Annotated in this window: 12 protein-coding genes; 3 read left to right on the top strand and 9 right to left on the bottom strand. The window is 75.7% G+C overall.

Annotated features, from left to right (window positions below; translation table 11 throughout):
- Nucleotides 1-108: 108 nt before the first annotated feature.
- Together thpR and ACF08W_RS20545 are read right to left on the bottom strand one after the other, a co-directional pair.
- Nucleotides 109-705 (bottom strand): RNA 2',3'-cyclic phosphodiesterase, encoded by a 597-nt coding sequence (thpR, locus tag ACF08W_RS20550; protein ID WP_392280097.1) that lies wholly within the window; start codon nt 703-705, stop codon nt 109-111.
- A gap of 126 nt (nt 706-831) precedes the next feature.
- Entirely contained in the window at nt 832-2,409 is a 1,578-nt protein-coding gene (locus ACF08W_RS20545; protein ID WP_392280096.1) for an alpha/beta fold hydrolase, read from the bottom strand.
- Between the two features lie 189 nt (nt 2,410-2,598).
- Between ACF08W_RS20545 and ACF08W_RS20540 the strand changes: the two genes are divergently transcribed.
- Complete coding sequence (locus ACF08W_RS20540; RefSeq protein WP_392280095.1) at nt 2,599-3,093, top strand: hypothetical protein; 495 nt, start codon at nt 2,599-2,601, stop codon at nt 3,091-3,093.
- A 12-nt stretch (nt 3,094-3,105) separates the two neighbouring features.
- On the opposite strand, the gene ACF08W_RS20535 is transcribed toward ACF08W_RS20540, so the two are convergent.
- On the bottom strand, nt 3,106-3,906 hold the full coding sequence (locus ACF08W_RS20535; RefSeq protein ID WP_392280094.1) for a DUF6585 family protein: 801 nt from the start codon (nt 3,904-3,906) through the stop codon (nt 3,106-3,108).
- Between the two features lie 136 nt (nt 3,907-4,042).
- Nucleotides 4,043-4,666 carry a TetR/AcrR family transcriptional regulator gene (locus tag ACF08W_RS20530; protein ID WP_392280093.1) on the bottom strand — a complete coding sequence of 208 codons (624 nt, stop codon included), beginning with the start codon at nt 4,664-4,666 and terminating at the stop codon, nt 4,043-4,045.
- Nucleotides 4,667-4,761: 95 nt separating this feature from the next.
- On the opposite strand from ACF08W_RS20530, the gene ACF08W_RS20525 reads away from it, so the two are divergent.
- On the top strand, nt 4,762-6,012 hold the full coding sequence (locus ACF08W_RS20525) for a 2,4-dienoyl-CoA reductase (RefSeq protein WP_392280092.1): 1,251 nt from the start codon (nt 4,762-4,764) through the stop codon (nt 6,010-6,012).
- 138 nt (nt 6,013-6,150) lie between these two features.
- Entirely contained in the window at nt 6,151-6,696 is a 546-nt protein-coding gene (locus tag ACF08W_RS20520; protein ID WP_392280091.1) for a hypothetical protein, read from the top strand.
- Nucleotides 6,697-6,881: 185 nt separating this feature from the next.
- On the opposite strand, the gene ACF08W_RS20515 is transcribed toward ACF08W_RS20520, so the two are convergent.
- The 5 genes from ACF08W_RS20515 to ACF08W_RS20495 all read right to left on the bottom strand — a co-directional run bounded on the left by ACF08W_RS20515 (nt 6,882) and on the right by ACF08W_RS20495 (nt 19,422).
- Nucleotides 6,882-8,711, bottom strand: coding sequence for a hypothetical protein (locus ACF08W_RS20515; RefSeq protein ID WP_392280090.1), 1,830 nt, complete (start codon nt 8,709-8,711; stop codon nt 6,882-6,884).
- Entirely contained in the window at nt 8,708-12,370 is a 3,663-nt protein-coding gene (locus ACF08W_RS20510; protein WP_392280089.1) for a DUF5682 family protein, read from the bottom strand. Before ACF08W_RS20510 ends, ACF08W_RS20515 begins: the two co-directional genes overlap by 4 nt.
- Nucleotides 12,367-13,521: an AAA family ATPase gene (locus tag ACF08W_RS20505; RefSeq protein WP_352280895.1), complete on the bottom strand. Its 1,155-nt coding sequence runs from the start codon at nt 13,519-13,521 to the stop codon at nt 12,367-12,369. The genes ACF08W_RS20510 and ACF08W_RS20505 overlap by 4 nt, the downstream gene beginning before the upstream one ends.
- Before the next feature lie 121 nt (nt 13,522-13,642).
- A complete protein-coding gene (locus ACF08W_RS20500; protein WP_392280088.1) occupies nt 13,643-18,559 on the bottom strand; it encodes a DNA-binding protein in 4,917 nt (1,638 codons plus the stop codon).
- On the bottom strand, nt 18,556-19,422 hold the full coding sequence (locus ACF08W_RS20495; RefSeq protein ID WP_392280087.1) for a DUF4132 domain-containing protein: 867 nt from the start codon (nt 19,420-19,422) through the stop codon (nt 18,556-18,558). Before ACF08W_RS20495 ends, ACF08W_RS20500 begins: the two co-directional genes overlap by 4 nt.
- Nucleotides 19,423-19,441 lie beyond the last annotated feature (19 nt).

The following is a 19,441-nucleotide window of genomic DNA, read 5'->3' as shown; positions in this document are numbered from 1 at the left end:
GTCCCGGGCCGGTGGTCCGGGGCGGGGGTCGCGGGTGCCTGTCGGGGGCTTCGAGGGGGAGGTGGTGGTGAGGGAGGCCGGTTGGCGGACCACCACGGTATCCGCTGGTCAGGTTCTGGCGGGTTGTTCGTCGCCGAGCGGCCATGCCTCGATGTCGCGGTAGTGGATCGGGCCCCGGCTGCGGCCGGCGTTGCTCCCGACCAGGTGCAGGCGTTCGGTGTGCCAGGGGCGGCCGGTGAATCCGGCGAGGCTCCCGGCGATCTCGCCCACCGAGGACGGGTCTCCCCGGCGGGCGCGGGCGAGCGTGAGGTGGGGGCGCAGGGGCCGGTCCTCGAAGTCGATGCCGTGGTTCCTGATGGTGGTGCGCACGTCGGCGGCGAGGTGGTGCAGCCCGTCCAGGTCTCCGGTGATTCCGCTCCAGAGCACCCGGTCGTCGAAGGTGCCGCTGCCGTGCAGTGCCAGGCGCAGCGGTGGGTGGTCCGCCGCGAGGGCGGCGAGGGGCGGGCGGAGCGGGGGGACCGTTGTGGTGGGGAGTTCTCCGAGGAAGGCCAGGGTGATGTGCCAGTCCTCGATGCGGTTCCATCGCATGCGGGGGTGTGTGGCGTGGGCGGGGCGCAGTGCCCGGGCCAGTTCTTCCTTCGCGTGGTCGGGTGGGGCGAGTGCGATGAAGACGCGGATGGTGGTGGGCGGGGTCTGATCGTTCACACCGGACTTCGTACCGCACCGGGTGGTGGGGGTGGTGTCCGGGGCTGCCGGGTGGTCTCGTTCCCGGCCCGGTGCCCCGGCCCGGGCGGGGTCGGGTCGGGGCCGGGGTGCGTGGTGTGGGGGCGGTTACTTGGCGCAGGTGCGGTCGTGGGCGGGGAGGCGGCCGGTGGCGAGGTAGGAGTTGACGGTGGAGTCGACGCAGGTGTTGCCGTAGACGGCGTAGTTGGCGTGCTGGTTGGCGCCGTCGAGGGTGAGGAGGCGGGAGCTGGGCAGGTGGTTGTGCAGGGTGGCGCTGTGGGGGTAGGGGACGCGGGGGTCGCCGGTGGAGGCGACGATCAGGGCCGGGGTGTCGTGGGTGACGCGGAGGGGTGCCTCGCGGGGGCGGTCCCAGAAGGCGCACGGGGTGATGCTCTCGGTCAGCGGGGCGAACAGCGCGTGGGCGGTGCGGCCGTTCTCGATGTCGTGCCAGTACGTCTCGGGGTCGCGCGGGGCGGCGACGTCGCCGCAGAGGATCGCGGTCTGGGCGCTGGCGACGGGGGAACCGGCGGGGGTGAACACGCCGCGCATCAGGGCGGCGAAGGCGGGCGGCAGGGTGGTGGGGCGGCCTTCGGCGGCCCGGGCGAGCAGGGCCATGTGTTCGGCCAGAAGGGCGCGTGCCGGTTCGGTCTCGTCGGCGAGTTCGGTGAAGAGCAGGGCGGGGACCTGGCTGTTGTCGAGGCGGAAGACGTCGGGGGCGGTGCCGATGGTGAGTGGTTGGCGGGCGGAGGCGGCGATCACGTCGTCGAGGGTGGCCCGTACCTGTGCGCGGGTGCGGCCGAGGCCGTAGGTGCTGTCGCGGGCGGCGGTCCATTCGGCCCAGTCGTCGTACGCCTTCTCGTTCTCGGCGTCGGCTCCCTTGAGGAGGCGGGGGTTGTAGCGGTCGGGGTCCAGGGCGCTGTCGAGGACGATCCGGTCGTAGCGCCCGGGGAACATCTGGGTGTAGGCCGTGCCCAGGTAGGTGCCGTAGGAGAAGCCCAGGTAGGAGATCTTCCGTTCGCCGAGGACGCTGCGGACGACGTCGATGTCGCGGGCGGTGTTGCGTGTGGTGGCGTGGGGCAGGAGGGGGCCGTTGGTGGTGCGGCACCGCTGTGCGACGTCCTTGGCGCGGGCGGTCTGGCGGTCGAAGCCGGCCCGGTCGGGGCCGGCCGACAGCAGGCCGGGTCCGGAGGTCAGGCCGCAGTCCAGGGGGGTGCTGCGGCCGGTGAAGCGGGGGTCCATGCCGATGAGGTCGTAGCGGGCGCCGGTCTCCTTCATCGCGGGGCGTACGAGGAGTCCGATGTCGAGGGCGGGGCCGCCGGGGCCGCCGGGGTTGATCAGGAGGGAGCCGATCCGGTGGCGGGTGTCGGTGGCCTTCAGGCGGGATATGGCGACGGTGATGGTCCGGCCCCGGGGTCTGCTGTAGTCGAGCGGTACGGTCACGTCCGCGCAGCGTGCGCCGGCGGTGTCGAGGGCGCGGCCGGTCTCGTCGTCCGTTGCCCGGGCGCAGCCGTGCCAGTGGGGGCGCTGCTGGTGGTAGCGGCCGAGTCCGGCCGTGGGTGCCGTGTCGGTGGGCGGGGGCGGGGCGGCGGGGGCGGGGGGTGCGGCGGCCAGGGCGGTGGTGAGGCCGGCGGCGAGGGCGAGTGCCATGGCCGAGGCGCGCCGTGTGGCGGTGCCGGGGGTGGTCATGTGCTTCTCCTGACGGTGACGGGCGGGGCCGGCCCGGGGTGTCCGGGGGCGTGCCGGTCGAGCCTTTCAGCGGGGCTTGTCCGTGCGCGTCGTTGTGGGGCACGAACCGGTGGTACGTCAGGGGCAGCAGGCCGGGTGCGGGGGTACGTCGTGTGTACGACGTGCCGTCGGTGCGGGGGTTCTTGGCGGGTGTTTCGCCGGTCGTCCTGGCGGGGTGCAGGGTGCGGCGGCGCTGGAGGAACAGTCACGGCCGCGCTGGAGGAGCTGCGCGGCTGCGGTCCGTCGGCCGGTGAGACCCGTGCCGCGCTGCTGGGCTTCGTCGACACGTATCTCTCCTTCTGTCTGGGCAACCCGGAGGTCCCGGCGCTGTGGATGCGCCGCTGGCTGTCCGAGGGGGCCGAACTGGCGGAGATCGAGGCGGAGTTCGCCGGGCCGCTCGTCGCCGAGGTCGCCGCCGGGGTCCGTACGGTGCTGGACCGTGCCGGTATCGGCGCCGGGGTCGACGTCGAGATGCTGGTCTTCACGATCGTGTGGACCGTTCACTCCTTCGGCCAGGCCGGGGTCATCGCCCCCGCCGGGCGCCGCCCGGGCCCGCGCGACCTGGCTTCGCTCGACCGGTTCCGCCGCCATCTGCACACCGTCGTGGCCGGGGTGCTGGACCGCGCGGGCGGGGACGGGGCGTAGGAGCCCGGCGGGTCAGGCCGGGTCGCCCGGTTCCGGCCGGTTCGCGGCCGCCTCCCGGCACATCCGCTCGGTGAGGGCCAGGAGGACCGAGAGGTTCTCCACCGCTTCCACGGGGAATCTGGCCCAGGGCTTCCTGTCGCCGTGCCGGCGGATCTCCAGCCAGCCGTGTTCCACTTCGATCCGCTCGATCTCGCGCCAGCCGAGCAGGCGGTCGAGGTGTCCGACGCCGGCGGGGTCGAGGTGGAAGCCGAGGAAGCCGATCCGTTCGCCCGCCCCCAGCCGGGCACCGTCCTGCGGCAGCCGTGCGCGGGTGAACGTCCTGTCCAGTTCCTCGGTGAACCGGACGGCTCCCGCGTAGCCGTCGGTCACCACGATCTCGGCGCCCTTGCGGGGGCGTACCCGCAGTTCGTGCGTGGTGGCGCTGGTGATCCCGTTCGTCACTCTGGTGCCGTGCCACCGGATGCCGCCGATCTCGTCCCACGTGTACGCCTCCGGCTCGTTCCCGGCGACCTGGCGGACGATGCCGTTGCGGTAGTGGCCCACCCAGACCTGCGGCTGCCGTCTCGTGAGTCCGAGGAAGAGGTAGTAGCCGGCCACGGAGACGATGCCGGCCCCCAGGACGAGCAGCGGCAGCCCGTAGTACCAGGCGCCGTCGCTGCGCCAGGCCTCCGCCGCGGTCGAGATCCCCATCCAGAGGAGCGGCAGTCCGATCACCGCCGGCAGCAGCACCACGATCCACGGGAAGCGCCCCGGCTCGGTCCACGCCAGCCCCTGGCGCGGGCCGAGTTGGAGTTCCTGTGCGGCTCCGCGCATGGCGGGCGGAACGGGAGTGGAAGCACGGTCCGGCACAAGTCCCCCCGGGGGCAGGATGGTTGAGTCCATTGTCGGGGCGGGCCGCCTGTCCGGGAAGGGGGTTTCGGTCCTGTTGCGCGTGCCCGGCACGCGACTGTCAGGCGGCCGTCCCGGGGCCGGAAGCGGTCGCGGTGCGCGGCGTCGCCGGGGGCGGGGCGAGCAGGGCGTGCACGGCGGCGCGGACCTGGTCGTCGACCGCCTGCGGGGTGGAGCTGTCGAGTTTGCCGTCGAGGTGCAGGAACGCCAGCCCGTGGACGAGGGCCCAGACGGCGGTCGCGCGTGCCGCCGGGTCTCCGGCCCCGGGGAACGCGGTGCGGGCGACGTCCTGGACGTACTGCGAGAGGACGGCGGCCGCGGCGACGCGTTCCCCGCCGGCGGGGTCGCAGGGTTCGGCGAACATCGCCCGGAACAGTGCGGGGTGTTCGAGCGCGAACCGCACGTAGACGACGGCGAGCGTGGCCAGGTCGTCCGGCGACGAGGGGGACGGGCGGGCCCCGGCCAGCTTCCCGGCGAGTTCGCGGTATCCCTGCGCGGCGACCCCGGAGACGAGCGCGTCGCGGTCGGCGAAGTGGCGGTAGGGAGCCGTGGCCGACACTCCGGCGCGGCGGGCGACGGCGCGCAGCGACAGCCCGGCGCCGCCGCCCTCCTCCAGCAGCTCGCGCGCGGCACGCAGGCAGGCCGCGCGCAGATCGCCGTGGTGGTACCCGTTGCTCTGCGGCACAGCTCACACCCTCCAATGTTTGCGGTGCTCACATCGCACCGTAATGTAAGTGGTGCACACATTGTAGGCGGACGACACGGAAGAGGGAGACGACCATGACCAGCGAGCTGTTCTCGCCCCTGCGGCTGCGCTCCGGGCAGGTACTGGGAAACCGGATCGCGAAGGCTGCCATGGAGGAGAACATGGCCGGGGAGGGACAGCTTCCCGGCCGGCGGCTGCCGGCGCTCTACCGGCGCTGGGCCGCGGGCGGTGCCGGGCTCCTGATCACCGGCAACGTCATGGTCCACGCCGAGGCGCTGACCGGTCCCGGCGGCGTCGTGCTCGACGAGCACGCGCCGCTCGAACCGTTCGCCGACTGGGCCGCGGCCGGCAGGTCGGGCGGCGGGGCGGTCTGGATGCAGATCAACCACCCCGGCCGCCAGGTGGAATCCGGCATGCCCGGCGTGGTGTGGGGGCCGTCCGACGCCGGTGTCTCCCTGGGCAGGCACAGCGGCCGGTTCGGGCGGCCCACCGCCATGACCGCGCGGCAGATCGACCGGACCGTGGACCGGTTCGCCGTCACGGCCCGCCGCGCCGAGGAGGCGGGGTTCGACGGGGTGGAGATCCACGCCGCCCACGGCTATCTGCTCTCCCAGTTCCTCTCCCCGCTGGTCAACACGCGCACCGACCGGTGGGGCGGGCCGCTGGAGAACCGGGCCCGGATGCTGCTGGACACCGTCCGGGCCGTACGCGCCGCCGTCTCCCCGTCCTTCGCCGTCGCGGTCAAGCTCAACTCCGCCGACTTCCAGCGCGGCGGCTTCGACGCCGACGACGCCCGGCAGGTCATCGGGATGCTCGCACTGCTCGGCGTCGACCTGGTCGAACTGTCCGGCGGCAGCTACGAGAGCCCGGCGATGACCGGCGGCTCCGCCGACGCCCGGACCCGGGCCCGGGAAGCCTACTTCCTCGACCTGGCCCGGGACCTGGTCGCAACGAGCCCGCTGCCGCTGATGCTCACCGGCGGCATCACCCGGCGCGCCACGGCACAACAGGTCCTCGACAGCGGCGTGGCGGTCATCGGCATGGGCACCGCCCTCGCCGTCACCCCGGACCTGCCCGACCGGTGGAAGGACGACCACGAGGCCGACCGGCGGATGGCACCGGTGACCTGGTCCGACAAGACGCTCGCCTCGGCGGCCGGCATGGCCCGGGTCCGCCACCAGATGCGCCGCCTCGCCAGGGGCGCCGGCCCCCGGCCCGGTATCCACCCGGCCCTCGCCCTGGCCTCCGAGCAGTGGAAGCAGCGGCGGGCCCTGCGCCGCTACCGTGCCTGGCTGGCCACCGCGCGGGGCGCCGCGGGCGAGTGACCGGCCCCGGCGGTACGGTCGCGCCGGGCGCGGCCCTTGGCCCGGCCGATTGGCCCCCCGACAGCTCCGTGGGGTAGAAAGCCCCGTCGATCAATCATGATCACGTCACTGAGCCATCTCATTCGGGGGAATGAAGGAATGACGTCAACTCGCCGTTTTCTCGGCGCGATCGCACTGCTCGCCGCTCTGGGCGCCGTCACCGCCTGCGGCCCGGAGGAATCCGACGCCGTGGGCGCGGCCGGGGGCGACGGCGCCGCCTCCCCGGCCACCGGCGGCGCGGAGGACGGGGACTGCGGCAAGCCGCCGACCCTGCCCGCGGGGCACACACGGCTGAAGGTCACGCTGATGCGTGACGCCGGCGGCTTCGAGGCCGCACGGGCCAAGCCGCACTGCACACCGAACGACTGGATCTACGGCGCCGACAAGGACGCCCCGACCACGCACTACGTCCTGCCCGAGAACGTCGGGGCGCAGCTGGCCCTGGCCGACGGCCCCGGTCAGTGGAAGCAGGTCGACCACGACCAGCTGGCGCTGCACATCGACCGCTGCCTCGCCCAGGAGATCGGGGCGCCCGACGACTACCCCAAGGTGAAGGCGCCCTTCGGCTGCTTCGGCAACATCTACGAGATCACGCTGGACGCCCAGGGCCGGGTGGCGACGGTGAAGGAGATCTGGAGCGTCTGACGGACCCCGCGTCCGGCCGTCACGGGCGGTCTCCCGCGGCGTCCTCGTTCCGTCACAGGCGCGCCGGCGGTGCGGCCGTCCGCGCGCGGGCGCGCGGACGGCCCCGCCGGCCCGTTCCGTAGCGGCCGACCGTTCCGCGACGACTTCAACGGCCGCCCGGTGGCGGCCTGTCGGGCCGGGCGGGATCAGGCCGTGGGGTGCGACCAGGACGCGGCCAGCAGCGAGCGTTCCGCGGCGGCCAGATGCACGGCCGAGGCGAGCCAGGCCCGGGCGTAGGCGTCGGCGGAGGGGTCGGCCAGGCGGCCGAAGGGGTCGCGGGGGCGGCGGTCCGCCTCCGCCGTCAGGGCCCGCGCGAGATGGGCCGCCCGGCCGAGCCCCGCCCGGGTCAGGCGGGCGGAGAGCGAGGCGGCGTCCGGCCCCCGGCCCGCCTCGGCCACGGCGCGCCGGCCGCCCGCGACACCCGTCTCCAGCAGGCGCCGGACCCGCCACAGCGGTGCCAGGGCCAGCGGGTCGGGGCCCGCGGTGACCGGCCCGCCGGCCGTCCCTCCCGCCGGCCGGGCGGGGAAGTGCTCGCCCTGGAGCCGGTCGTAGCCCAGGTCGGCGCGGCCCTTCCACGCCTCCGGCAGGCGCAGGGTGGCCGGCTCCCCCGGCACCGGTCCGACCGCCAGCGGCAGGAGCGTCGCCGCCCGGTCCAGGTCGGGGCGGCCGAGCACGCGCAGGGCGAGCCCGGGGTGCTGGGCGATCCGTCGCAGGTTGGCGGCGTGCGGCAGCTCCGGGTGGGGGTGAGCGGGGCGCAGCCGCAGCAGCGGTCCCCCGCCGGTGACGCGGACGACGACGCAGCCGTCGGCCGCGCCGATCACCTCCGTGTCGCAGCCCAGCAGCTCCGGTGCCGGGCCCCCGGGGCCGCCCGGGTCGGCGAGGACGGCGGCCATCGCCTCGCGCACCGGCCGGGCGAAGAGGGCGGCGGCCGGTTCCTCGGACCAGTCCACCCCGCGCAGCGGTGTCGCCCCGACCTTCCGTCCCGCGCCGAGCCGCCCGTCCGCGGAGACGGTCGCGCCGACGATCCGCAGGCCGCCGCGGGCCAGGCCGGCGTGGTCGAGGACGGCGCCGCCGAGCGCCACGGACGCGGATCCCGCGCCCTTCGCGCGGGCGAGGCCGCCGGGGCGCACGTCGGACACCGTGTAGGGGGTGCCGTCCGGGCCGGCCAGGTGCGTGGTCACCCCGCCGTATCCCGTCGCGGACAGCACCGGCTCCCGGCACAGGCCGTACACCCGCAGGGTGCCGCCCTGCTCGTAGACCCGGCGGGCGGGGCGCGCCGCGTCCGTTCCGGGGGTTCCGGAGGCGAGCAGGGCGGCGCCCGCCAGCAGCTCGCGGAAGGCTCCGGTGAGGTCGGCGAGGCGCTGTTCCCCGCTCCGGTCCCGTGCGGCTCTCAGCCCCCGTACGACGGTGAGTGCGGCCGCTTCGGCCCGGGGCAGGCCGGCCAGCCGGACGGTGTGGGCGGCGCGGAGCAGTTCGGCCTGCACCACGGCGCCGCCCGCCGTGGCGCCTGCGGACAGGGCCTCGGCGGCGGCGTCCCACAGCGCCGTGGCGGCGCGGACCTGTGCCGCGTCGGGAGCGGCCGGGGCGGCCGCCCCGGCTCCGGTGGCGGGTGCGGCCTCCTGCGGCTCCGGTTGTGTGCCGGTGCCGGTGCCGGGGGGTGCGGGGTCGGTGGCGTCGTTGCCGTCGGCGAGGGGGGCCGCGCCCAGGACCGCGGCCCGGTGCAGGCAGCGGGGGGCCAGCAGGCAGGTGCACACGGCCTGTCCGGCTTCCGTGACGGTGCCGGACGGGCCGGGGCGCAGGGTGACCGCGGCGTCCTCGCCGAAGGGGACCTCGACCGCCCCGTCGGCCGTGGCCGAGGCCCGGCCGGCGCAGTCCGTGATCGCCGCGTCGAGTTTTCTGCGCAGGCGCGGGCTGAGCTGTTCCACGGCGTCGGCGAGGACGTCGGGGGCGACGGGGGGCAGGGTGCGGGTGCTCAACGGGGTTCTCCACGGAGGCGGTCGCCCACCCAGCGGGCGAGTTCGAGCGGGCTGAGGGCGGCCACGGGCATTCCGGCCGCGACGAGTCGGCGCGCCACGGACACCGAGTAGCGGGGGGTGCCGGTGTCGTCGAGTGCCGCGCAGCCCAGCAAGTGGGCGCCGCTGGAGGCCAGGGCGCGGACCTCGCCCAGCAGGTGGCCGAGGGGTGCGCCCTCCTCGAAGTCGCTGACCACGACGACGAGGGTGCGGCTGGGCACGGTGATCAGCGAGCGTGCGTGCGCGAGGCCGGCCGCGATGTGCGTGCCGCCGCCGACCCGGACCTCCAGGAGCAGGGACAGCGGGTCCTCGACCCGGTCGGTCAGGTCGATCACCTGGGTGGAGAAGGCCAGGAAGTGGGTGGACAGGGTGGGGACCCCGCCGAGGACCGCGGCGGTCAGCGCCGACCAGATCACCGATGCCTCCATCGAGCCGGAGACGTCGACGACGAGGACCAGGCGCCAGTCCGCCTCCTTGCTCGCCCGGGTGCTGAACAGCGGGCGTTCCGGTACGACGACGAGCCGGCCGTCCGGTGTCCGCCGGGTGTGGGCGAGGTTGGCGCGCAGGGTGCGGGCGAGGTCGAGGCGTCCGCCGGGGCGGCGGGTCGGGCGGGGGGTGGCCAGGCCGGTGAGGGCCGGGCGCAGGCGGGTGGCCAGCTGCCGGGACAGCTCGTCGACGAGCCGCTTCACCAGGGGGCGCAGCCGGGCGAGCTGGGCCTCGGGCATGCCTCCGGCCAGGGACAGTACCGAGCCGAGGAGTTCGACGGACGGGCGTACGGCTGCCGGGTCGAGCTGGGCGAGGACGTCGGTGCGTCCCGTGTCGGCGGCCTCGGCGAGGACTTCTTCGCGTACGTCGGTGCCGAAGAGGGCTTCCAGTTCCTGTGCCCACTCCCGGGCGGTGGGGAAGGAGGGGTCCTGGCCGCCGCCCTGGCCGGGGGCGGTGGCGCCGGGGTCGTGTGCGCCTTCGCCGCGGCCGCGGCCGTAGAGCTCGTCCAGGGCGTGGGCGTAGCGGCGGGCGTCGCCGGTGAGGTGTTCCTTGTGGCGGCCCAGGAGCAGGCGCCACCGGTCGGTGCGGCCGAGGCGGCGGTCGGGGCCGTTCGGGGCGGTGTCCGGTGCGGGGCGGGCGGTGCCGGCCGGGTCCGGTTCGGGGTCGGGGTCGGGGTGTGTGGGGGTGTCCGGGTGGGGCAGGCCGAGGGCCTTGAGGGCCGCCGATCCGGCGGCGTCGGCCGCCGCCCACAGGGCGAGCAGTTCGGGCGGGGCGTCGAGCGACAGGTCGAGCCGGTCGCCGAGCCGGTCCGTGACGGTGGTGAGCAGTCCGTCGCGGGCGGCGGGGGGCAGGGTGTCGAAGCCGCCGCGCAGGGCCGGGAGCCGGTCGAGGAAGTCCTGGTCGGTCAGGGTGTCGATCCGGTCCATGAGCGGGGTCAGGGCGTCCGGTGAGGTCTGGAGCAGCGGGCCGGCGGCGGTGAGCAGTCCGGTGAGGCGTTTCGTCAGGGCCCGGCGGGTGTCGGGGGCGGTGGCCTGGTCGATCCAGCCGGCCGTGCGTCCGCCCAGTCCGGTCGCGTCGTCCAGGTCGAGCAGGACGCGGACGGCCAGGGCCGCGCCCTGGACGAGCGGTGCGCCGCCGTCCGCGAGTTCGGCCAGGGCCTGGTCCAGTCGCAGGCCCAGGTGGCGGGTGGCCGCCCGGTCCGCGAGGGCGACCAGTGCGGCGGCGTCGGCCTCACTGTCGCTTCCGGCGAGGCCGGGCAGGGAGCGGACCGCGGCTTCGAGGAGTTCCTCGGTGAGTGTGCCGGCCGTGGTGCGGGTGTGGTGCGGTGTGGCGGGGTAGTGGCCGCGTCGTAGTCCTTCCAGCAGGTCCAGGGCCTGGAGGAGTTCGGGCAGGTCGGCGTCGCGGGGCAGGACGGCGGTCGCCTCGTGCAGGCGTGCGTCGACCAGTGCGGGCAGGTCGCAGCGGGCGGCGGCGGTCAGTCCGGTGAGGATCTGGGCCGGGGTGGGTCCGCCTTCGGCGGCCTCGTGGCGGGCGGTCGCGGCGAGGGTGCCGGCGGCGGCCTGGGCCGCGGTCACTCCGCGTACGCCCGCGAGGTCGAGGCGTGCGGGTACGGAGGGGGTCCAGGCGGCACGCCATCGGGTGCCGAGTGCGGTGGCGTCGCCGGTGCCGGCCACGTCCAGGGGTTCGCCGTAGGAGGCTCCGATCACCAGCAGCCGTTGGAGGAGCGCTTCGCGGCGGGCGTCCAGCGGTGAGCGCAGCGGGTCCAGGCGCAGGTCGCGGGGGGCGGGGTCGTCGGGGCGGGGCAGGCGCAGTTGTGCGAGTTCGGCCTCGACGGACGGGCCGAGGCCGGACCGGGGTGCGTGCGGGGTGATCCGGCCGCGGGTGGTGCCGACGAACACGGTCTCCAGCGCGCGGGCCAGGGCCCGGCCCCGGCCGAGGGGTTCGCCCTGTCCGAGGACGGTGGTGACGGCTTCCAGGAGTTCGCCGCGTCCGGGTGCGGGCAGGCCGCGCAGGGCGGCCAGGTCGCAGGCCAGGCGCAGGGTCTCGGCGGCCTCGCCGGTCCCCGCGGTGTGGCCGTTGCGGCGCAGCTCGCGGCAGAGGGCGGTCACCGCGTCGCCGGCGGCTTCCCGGATGCGTTGCGGGTCGCCGGCGGTGGTGAGCACCGCCTGCTGCCAGAGCGGGTCGCGGATTCCGGCCGGGTAGCCGGACCGGGAGTCGAGCAGGTCGAAGGAGTAGGGCACGAGGGAGGTCACCGCCGGGCCGTCGGACGGCGTGGTGGTCTCCTTCCCGGCCCCGGCCCCGGCCTCGGCCTCGGGCCGGTCCCGCGCGGTGTCCGGCCCGGCCCCGGTCTGTGCTCCGGTGCCCGCCCGTGCGGGGGTGAGGAGCGCGGGGGCGTGGAAGGCGCCGATCACGGCCGCCACCCGGCGCCCGTGGGCCGAGGCGGCGGCGATCACCTGCCGCATCCGTTCCTCCCGCGCCAGGTCGGCGGCGGGTACGGCGGCGTCGGCGCGCAGGGCCCAGCCCACGCCCAGTGCGGCGCGGCGCACCGCGTCCGGGGCGCACCCCGGGGCCAGTACCTCCACCGCGCGGTCCCACAGGTCGTCCCCGTCCCGGCCGGTGCCGGCGGCGGCGAGCGCCTCGGCGTAGGAGTGCCGTGTCCGTACCGTACCGTCCTCGGAAACGGGGCCGGGGCCGGGTGTGTCCGTGGCGTCGGAGGGGGCGGCGGGGTGCGCGGTCCCGGTCCCGTCCGGTCCGGGGGCCGGTGCGGGTTCCTTCGCCGACCAGCCCGGGTCGGCGAGGGGCAGGTCGCAGCACACGACCTCCACTCCCCTGCCCGCGGCCCAGCGGATCGCGGCGAGTTCGGGCGAGAAGTCGGCGAACGGGTAGAACGAGAGCCGTCCTCCTTCGCCCGCGCCGGCCAGGGCGACCGGGGCGACGGTCCCGGGGTCGGCGAGGTGTTCGAGCCAGGGCCGGAAGTCGGCCGGCAGCTCGACGCAGACCACGTCGGGCCGTGCCTCGTCGAGCAGGGCGGGCACCACCGCGGCCAGGGCCGGGCTGTGGTGGCGCACGCCCAGCAGGTACGGGGTGCGCGACGCGGCCAGCGCGTCCACGGCCGCGCGGGGGTCCGGGGCGGTCAACGCAGGCTCCCGCGCAGGTCCCAGAGCCGGCGCCACATCGCCGAGCCGTTCTCCGCCCGGCGGCGCACCGGGCCGTCCCAGTAGCCCAGCAGCCGTGCGTGGTCGGCGGGGTCGTCCTTGCGGACCACGCCGAGCAGGTGTCCCGGCAGCAGGTCGAGTACGTCCCCGCCGGGCAGGTAGGCGGCCGCGACCCCGAGGGACGCCGCGACCTGGACGGCCTCGGCGGTGGACATGACCGTGCCGGGCCGCTCCACGTCCCAGCCCTCGGTGGAGCGGCCGGAGCGCAGGTCGCGGAAGACGGTGACGAGGGCGTCGAGGACGGCTTCGTCGACGGCGAAGGCCGCGCCCGCGCGCTGGACGGCGGCGACCGCCTGGCGGCGGATCAGGACCGCTTCGGCGTCGGCGTCGGCGATCGGGTCGACGGTCTCGAAGTTGAAGCGGCGCTTGAGCGCGGCCGACATCTCCGAGACGCCCCGGTCGCGGAGGTTTGCGGTGGCGATGACGGTGAAGCCGGGGGCGGCGCGGACGACCGCGTCCTCGGTGGCGGTCAGCTCGGGCACGCTCATCCGCCGGTCGGACAGGATGGAGACGAGGGCGTCCTGGACCTCGGGCAGGCAGCGGGTGATCTCCTCGACCCGCACGACCCGTCCGGCCCGCATGGCGGCCAGGACCGGGGAGTCCACCAGGGCCTGCGGGGTGGGGCCCTGGGCGAGGAGCAGGGCGTAGTTCCAGCCGTAGCGGAACGCGTCCTCGGTGGTGCCCGCGGTGCCCTGCACGGTCAGGGCGCTGGTGCCGCTGACGGCGGCGGCGAGGAGTTCCGACAGCATCGACTTGGCCGTGCCGGGTTCGCCGGTGAGCAGCAGTCCGCGTTCTCCGGCGAGGGTGACCACGCAGCGTTCGACCAGGGCGCGTTCGCCGACGAACTTCGGGGCGATCACCAGCTTCGTCGGGAGGCCGGTCCGGCGCCGGGGCAGGGTCAGTTCCGCGCCGTCGCTGCCGCAGACGAACGTGACGACCGCGCGGGGGGTGAGTGCCCAGCCGGGCGGGCGGGGGCCGGTGTCCTGGGCGGCGAGGAAGGCGAGTTCGGTGGCGTGGTGCTCCTCGGCCGGCCGGCCCTGCCGGGCGGGTGCGGTCTGTTCGGTGGCGGTCATGCGGGGTCCTTCGTCAGGGTTCGCGGGGTGCGTAGGGGGGTGGGGCGGCGCGGCGCGCCCGGGGTGCGGGGGCGCCGCGCCGTTCTGGTGGCGGGTGGCCCGGCTGCGGGGCCGTGGTGGTTCAGCGGCGGCGCCTGGTGCGCCGCACCTTCAGTTCCTCGAAGCGCGGGAGGTCGCCGTCGAGGATCCGCCGCCAGGCCCGGGTGAACAGCTCCGCGGCCGGTTCGAGCGGGACCAGGGCGCCCAGTGCGGGACGGCCGCCCGTGACGGTCCCGTACATCGGCAGTTTCCACTGCTCGACGGGCAGGACGGGTGCCGACTGCTCCGCCCAGGCGCCCGGCAGGAACAGGGAGCGTCCGGCCCGGGCCCGTACGGCCGTCACCACCAGGTCGGTCGCGGCGAGTTCGGTCCGGGCCGCCTTGAGGCGGGCCGGTTTCCATCCCGTCCATCGGGCGGTGTTGCGGTCCGTCGGGTCGGGCAGGGCCAGCAGCATCAGGTAGAGCGTCGCCGCGTCGGCGGTCAGCCCGTGTTTCCCGGCGGCCTCGGCGACGCGTTCGGGCACCGAACGGGACGGGTCCTGCGGCCACCACAGGCCCTCGTCGTCCGCCGTGCCGGCCGCGGGTGCGCCCGGGTCGGCCAGCAGCCGGGCGAACGCCGGGTCGTGGGCGCGGCGCAGGGCCGCCTCGGTCTGGGTCGGCTGCTGGTCGGCGCCGCGCAGGGCCGCCAGGTAGGGGTCGGATCCGGTGGGGTCCAGCAGGGCGGGGCGGACGGCCGGCTGGGGCTGGCCGTCCTGTGTGGCCATGAGCACCGCGCCGTACTGCTCGTGGTCGGGTGCGGTCCGGGTCGGGGCGCCGGCCACCTTCCGGAAGTCCGCGAGGCTGGTGAAGTGCCCGACGGAGAGCAGCAGTTCGGGGTATGCGAGCCGTTGCCGCACGGCGGTCAGGGCGCTGGGCAGTGCCGCCCTGACCGGGTCGCCGGCGGGCAGCCGGTGGGCGAGCCAGGCCGTCAGGCTCATGGCGCCGGCCAGGACCGACGAGGTGAACGGTGTGTCGGCGGGGGTGGCCGGTGCCGGGCGGTCGCCCTCGATGTGCCACGGCACGTCGGTGGAGAGTTCCGGGGAGGACTCCGGTTCCAGCAGGGCCGGGAGGGCCCGGTGCACGGGCCAGCCGCCGCGGGTGGCGCGGGCGGCCTCCGCGGTCAGCCAGTCGGGCACCTGGCGGCGGCGTCCCACCTTCGCGTTCCACACGGCGGCGGCCGCCGCCACGTCGGGTCCCTCGGTCCACAGGTGTGCCGGGGTGTCGGGCAGGAGCGCCGCGAGGAGCGCGCGGCGCACCTCGGCCGGCAGTGCGCGCAGTTCGTCGCGGGCGTGTCCGGCCTCGGCCACCTTCAGGCCGAGGGTCCTGCGCAGTTCGGCGGGCAGGAAGTTGTTCTCCCAGCTGTCGATGGCGGGCATGCCCGCGAGGAGGATCCGGGCCAGGGCCCGGGAGGCGCCGGTGAGTTCGCTGAACTCGTCGGCGGCCCGGGGCGAGAAGGGCGCGGCCTGGCGGGTCCGGGCCTCTTCGAGGAAGCGGGTCAGCCAGTCGGCGGCGCGGGTCCGGTCGCCGACCCGGGTCTCGCCGCCGCCGGTGTAGGGGCCGGGGACCTCGAAGCGGCCGCTCGGGTCGTGGAACAGCGCGGTGAACTCCCGGCCGCCGTCGATCTCGGTGTTGTGCTCGGTGAAGCCGAGCGCGGCGCCGCCGCCCAGGGGCAGCACGCTGCGGTGGGCGGCGCTGCGCCGCTGGCCGTCCGGTGTGTGCAGGTGGGGGGTGGTCAGGCGGACCGTGACCCGGCGCCAGTGGGTGGCCGAAGCCGTCGAGGCCAGTCCCAGCGCGTCCACCCGGCCCAGGATGTCGAGGAGGGCCGCCCGGTGTTCCGGGTCGGCGCCGGGTGCGACGGCCCGGTAGGCGAGGGCGGCCGGCTCGTCCAGGAGCGGGACGAACGGCAGTGACGAGTACGGCAGTGACGGGAGGTCGAAGTGGAGCCGGCCCGGCGGGACCGTGGCGGTGGTGTCGGCGCGCGCGGACGCCAGGTCCTCCAGGTAGCGGTGGGTCACGTCGGAGTCCGCGCCGTAGTTGTAGTAGGAGCGCTCGGTGTCGGTGATGCCGTGCAGTGCCTTGGCGAGCGTCTGGTCGCTGGGCCCCTGGATCCGGTCCTCGGCGGGCCGGTTGGCGGGGTCGAGCCGTGCGGCCACGGCGTCCAGCGTCTTCTGCTGCTGTATCGCGAAGCGCAGCACCTTCACCACCCCGGCGACCAGTTCGGGTGCCGAGAGGCGGGGCAGTGCGGTGCGTACCAGTCCGGGCAGGTCCGTCGCCCGTTCCGCGAGCGCGGCCGCCTTCAGCAGGGCCCCGGCCGTCTCCGTGTCGGTGCCCCGCAGCGCGGCCGAGCCCTGCGGGTCGCGGGCGCGCAGCATGTGCAGGTACGGCAGGGGCGGCAGGGCCTGGGCGGCGGTCCCGTACAGGTTGTTGTGGTGTTCGCAGTGGGCGGTCGCCGTGACCAGGCCGTCCGGGTCGTGGAGCGACAGTTCGCGCCACTGCCGGGTCAGGGCCCGGGGCCGGTGGTCGCCGGGGAACGTGAGGGCGCCGTCCGGCCGGCCGTGGTCCTTGGGGAGGGTGACGGTCCGTCCGGTGGTGTCCTCGCCGTGGTGGGTGCCGTCGGGCAGCTGTACGACGCGCCAGCCGAGGAGTCCGTCCGCGGACGTCCCCTGGGCCGATCCGGCCACCGCCGGGGCGGGGCGCAGCCGGCAGGACCGGGCCGTCAGCTCGGTTCCGGGAGGGTGCGGCAGCAGGGCGTCGGCGAGGAAGCCGGGCTGGGAGCACCGGCCGTACGTGCCGCTCGCGGGGTCGTGCTCGAGCCAGCCGCCCGGTTCGTCCCCGTCCCTGTCCTGCCATACCCAGTACGAGGTGCCGTCGGACAGCAGCGCGCGTTCGGCGGGCAGTTTCGTGTCGCCGGTGTGGAGGACTCCCCCGCCGGTGGCCCGGCCGCCGGTGGGCAGTGGCAGGCTGAGGTGGTCCGAGCGCATGGCCCAGGAGTCGAGGCCCGGGAGCGTGAACACCGTGTCGGGTGCGGTGTGCCAGTAGCCCTGCGGTTCGCCGCGGCCGTAGGTGCTCCAGAACACCAGCAGCGCGCCGTCCACGTAGTGGAAGCCCGTGCGCCACACGGAGGTGGGGGGTGTCCGCAGGTCGTGGACGAGGACGGTGGAGTCGGCGTCGATGACGCGTGCCTGGGTGGCGTTGGCCACGATCAGGTACGGCCATGCCTCGGCGACCGTGAGGCCCTCGGTGCTGTGATGTCCGGGTGCCAGGTGTTCCAGGGCCTCTTCCCACGCCGGCCAGCGCAGTTCCTCCCACAGGCCGCCGCGCAGGGTGCGTGCCACGGCTTCGCCGAGGTCGGCGCCGGCCGCGGCCGCGACCTCCCGCGGTGCGAGGGTGAGGGCCTCGGCGGGCAGCCACGAGAGGCGTTCGATCGTCTGCGGCAGTCCGGGCAGTGCGGCCGTCACCGAGGAGGCGGCCACCTCGCGCATCCATTCGGTGAGCATCGGGCGGCCGCCCGGGGAGGCGGCCAGCCGCCGCATCACATCGGCGCCGGAGGAGGCGTTGGTGTAGCCGTCGGCCGCGCGCCGGAAGGCGGGCCGGAAGCGCGGGTCGGCCTCCAGTGCGGTCAGGTCCCGGGGGTTGTCGCCGCGTGCCCAGTCCGTCAGGTTCAGGGCGTTGTCGCCGCGGTGGCGGAGGTGCTTCCTCTCGGGGTCGGCGACCTGGATCCCCAGGGAGAGCAGGAGGTCCAGCAGGTCCACGTCCTCGACGCCGATCCGCAGGAACCGCTCGTTGTCGGGGCGTGCGGCCAGCTCGGTGCGCAGTCGGCCGGCCGCCCGCTCGACCAGGGTGAGCAGGGCGGGGAGTGCCGGGCGCGGGCCCCAGCCCCGGTGGCGGGCGGCGTGGAAGCGTTCCAGCCAGCCGGCCGCGCCGTCGGGGCACTGCTCCTGCTGCGGCAGGCCGGCGTCGGTGAGGCCTGCGTCGGCCCCGGAGTCCGCGAGGATCCCCAGCCACAGCTCGGCCGTCTCCCCGTCGTCCCCGGGCGGGGTCATCGACAGCAGTGTGCCCCGTACGGACGGCACGCGGCGGGCCAGGGCGACCAGTGCGCCGCGGTGCGACTTCCACCAGCCGGCGGGGGCCCGCAGGGTGGCCGGGAGCGGGAGGAGTTCGGCGAGGTGGTCCTGTTCCGCCTCGCTGCCGGAGAGGGACGCGGCGCGGGCGAGGCGCTTGAGTTCGGTCGCGGTCTGGGCGGAGGGGGCGAGGCCGCCGGCGGTGCGGCGGACGCACAGCCGGCGGAACCGCTCGTAGGCCTCGGCGGGGGTGAGTCGGGCCGAGAGGTCCTTGCCGTAGCCGGTCAGGACCTTCACCGGCAGTGCGCCGGCCAGGGCGAACTCCAGGAACACGGCGTCGAGCCGGTTCTCGTCGACCGTCAGTCCGTGCTGGGCCTCGGCCGTGCGGGCGCGGCCGAAGAGCTGGCCGGCGTAGGTGCTGTTCTCGACGCCGAGGAAGATCCGCGCGGCCTGCTCGTAGAAGAGGGGCAGGAAGTGCGGGACGGACTGGGCGAGCCGTCCGGCCAGTTCGTGGCAGGCGTCCAGGGCGGCCTTGGGTTTGGTCCTGGCCTGCCGGGCCAGCCGGTCCAGCTCCGGTACGACGGCCAGGGCGTGGTGCCCGTCCTCGGGGTGGTGGACCAGGACCCATTCGGGGAAGCCGAGTTCCCGGCGCGGGCCGAGGCCGACCACGGTGGGGGCGGTGTGCGGTTGGAGTCCGAGGAAGCTCGCGGCGAGGTCCTCGGCGGGGCCCAGTTCGGCCGCGGCCAGCCGGACGACGACGCGGTCGTCGCCGAGGACCGGGTGGTGGTAGGTCCGTGCGGTCAGCTCGACCGCGAAGGGGCCCGCGTCCGGTGTGCCGGCCGGGAGGACCGCGCCCGCCGCGAGGAGTTCCCGATTGTTGTTCCCGGCAGTCGCGGTCATGCGCCCTCACCCTTCTCGATCGTGCGGCCGGCGTAGAGCGCAGCGGCCATGCGCATCCCCTCGGACCAGGCGACCGGTCCGACCTCGGTCAGCCGCACCGCGCGGCCGTCCCCGTCGTGCCAGCTCAGTGCGCCGGTCTCCGACTCCCCGTCCCAGTACGGCTCGCCGATCCACACCGATGCCTCCGTGCCGGCGCCCCGGTCGCGCACCTTGCAGGTGGCGTAGCCGCCGGAGACGCGGTAGCCGAGGCTGGTGGCGCGTGCGGCGAGGCCGAACCGCGAGGCGAACTTCCCGCCCGCGTAGTCCCGTACCTCCGTCGCCGTCCCCGGGTGTGCGGTGTCCGGTCCGTCCGGCCGGGTCCAGGTCGCCCGGTGGATCTGCTCCACCTTCTGGGTGATGCCGAGGTCGGCGGCGAAGTCCCGTACGTCGTCCAGGTCCGGCAGGAGGACGGGGTGGGGAAGCGTCACCGTGCGCGGGGACAGCCGTACGGTCTCGCCGTCGAGGTCGACGACCTTGAGCTCCCCGTCCGCGGTGACGTCCCGCAGGAAGCCGGCCTCGTCCGGGTCGTCGCCGACGACGGCCATGTCGCGCAGCGCCGCCCGCCACGCCTCGTCCGGCCACACCCGTACGATCAGTTCGGTCGGGACCGGGAGCGAGGAGACCATCCAGGCGTCCACCTGGGCCACGCACGCGGCCGCGTGCCGGTCCAGCCATTCGGCCAGCTGCTTCAGCCGGTCGGTCTCGGGACTGTCGCGCAGTGCCTTCGGCACCGTCTTCAACTGCCGTCCCCCGGCGCGCCGTGCGACCACGCGCCCTTCCTCCAGGGTGATCTCGTACCCCTCACCCGCTGCCAGCCACGCCATCAGCCGTGCCCCTCCGCCT

Source organism: Streptomyces sp. NPDC015144, assembly GCF_043079735.1.
Lineage (GTDB): Bacteria > Actinomycetota > Actinomycetes > Streptomycetales > Streptomycetaceae > Streptomyces.
This window is presented reverse-complemented; position numbering and strand designations above follow the sequence as displayed.

Coding starts and splice junctions, on each gene's coding strand:
- ACF08W_RS20525 (WP_392280092.1), top strand. CDS start 4,762: ATGACCAGCGAGCTGTTCTCGCCCCTGCGGCTGCGCTCCGGGCAGGTA.
- ACF08W_RS20520 (WP_392280091.1), top strand. CDS start 6,151: ATGACGTCAACTCGCCGTTTTCTCGGCGCGATCGCACTGCTCGCCGCT.
- ACF08W_RS20535 (WP_392280094.1), bottom strand. CDS start 3,906: ATGCGCGGAGCCGCACAGGAACTCCAACTCGGCCCGCGCCAGGGGCTG.
- ACF08W_RS20545 (WP_392280096.1), bottom strand. CDS start 2,409: ATGACCACCCCCGGCACCGCCACACGGCGCGCCTCGGCCATGGCACTC.
- ACF08W_RS20505 (WP_352280895.1), bottom strand. CDS start 13,521: ATGACCGCCACCGAACAGACCGCACCCGCCCGGCAGGGCCGGCCGGCC.
- ACF08W_RS20495 (WP_392280087.1), bottom strand. CDS start 19,422: ATGGCGTGGCTGGCAGCGGGTGAGGGGTACGAGATCACCCTGGAGGAA.
- ACF08W_RS20500 (WP_392280088.1), bottom strand. CDS start 18,559: ATGACCGCGACTGCCGGGAACAACAATCGGGAACTCCTCGCGGCGGGC.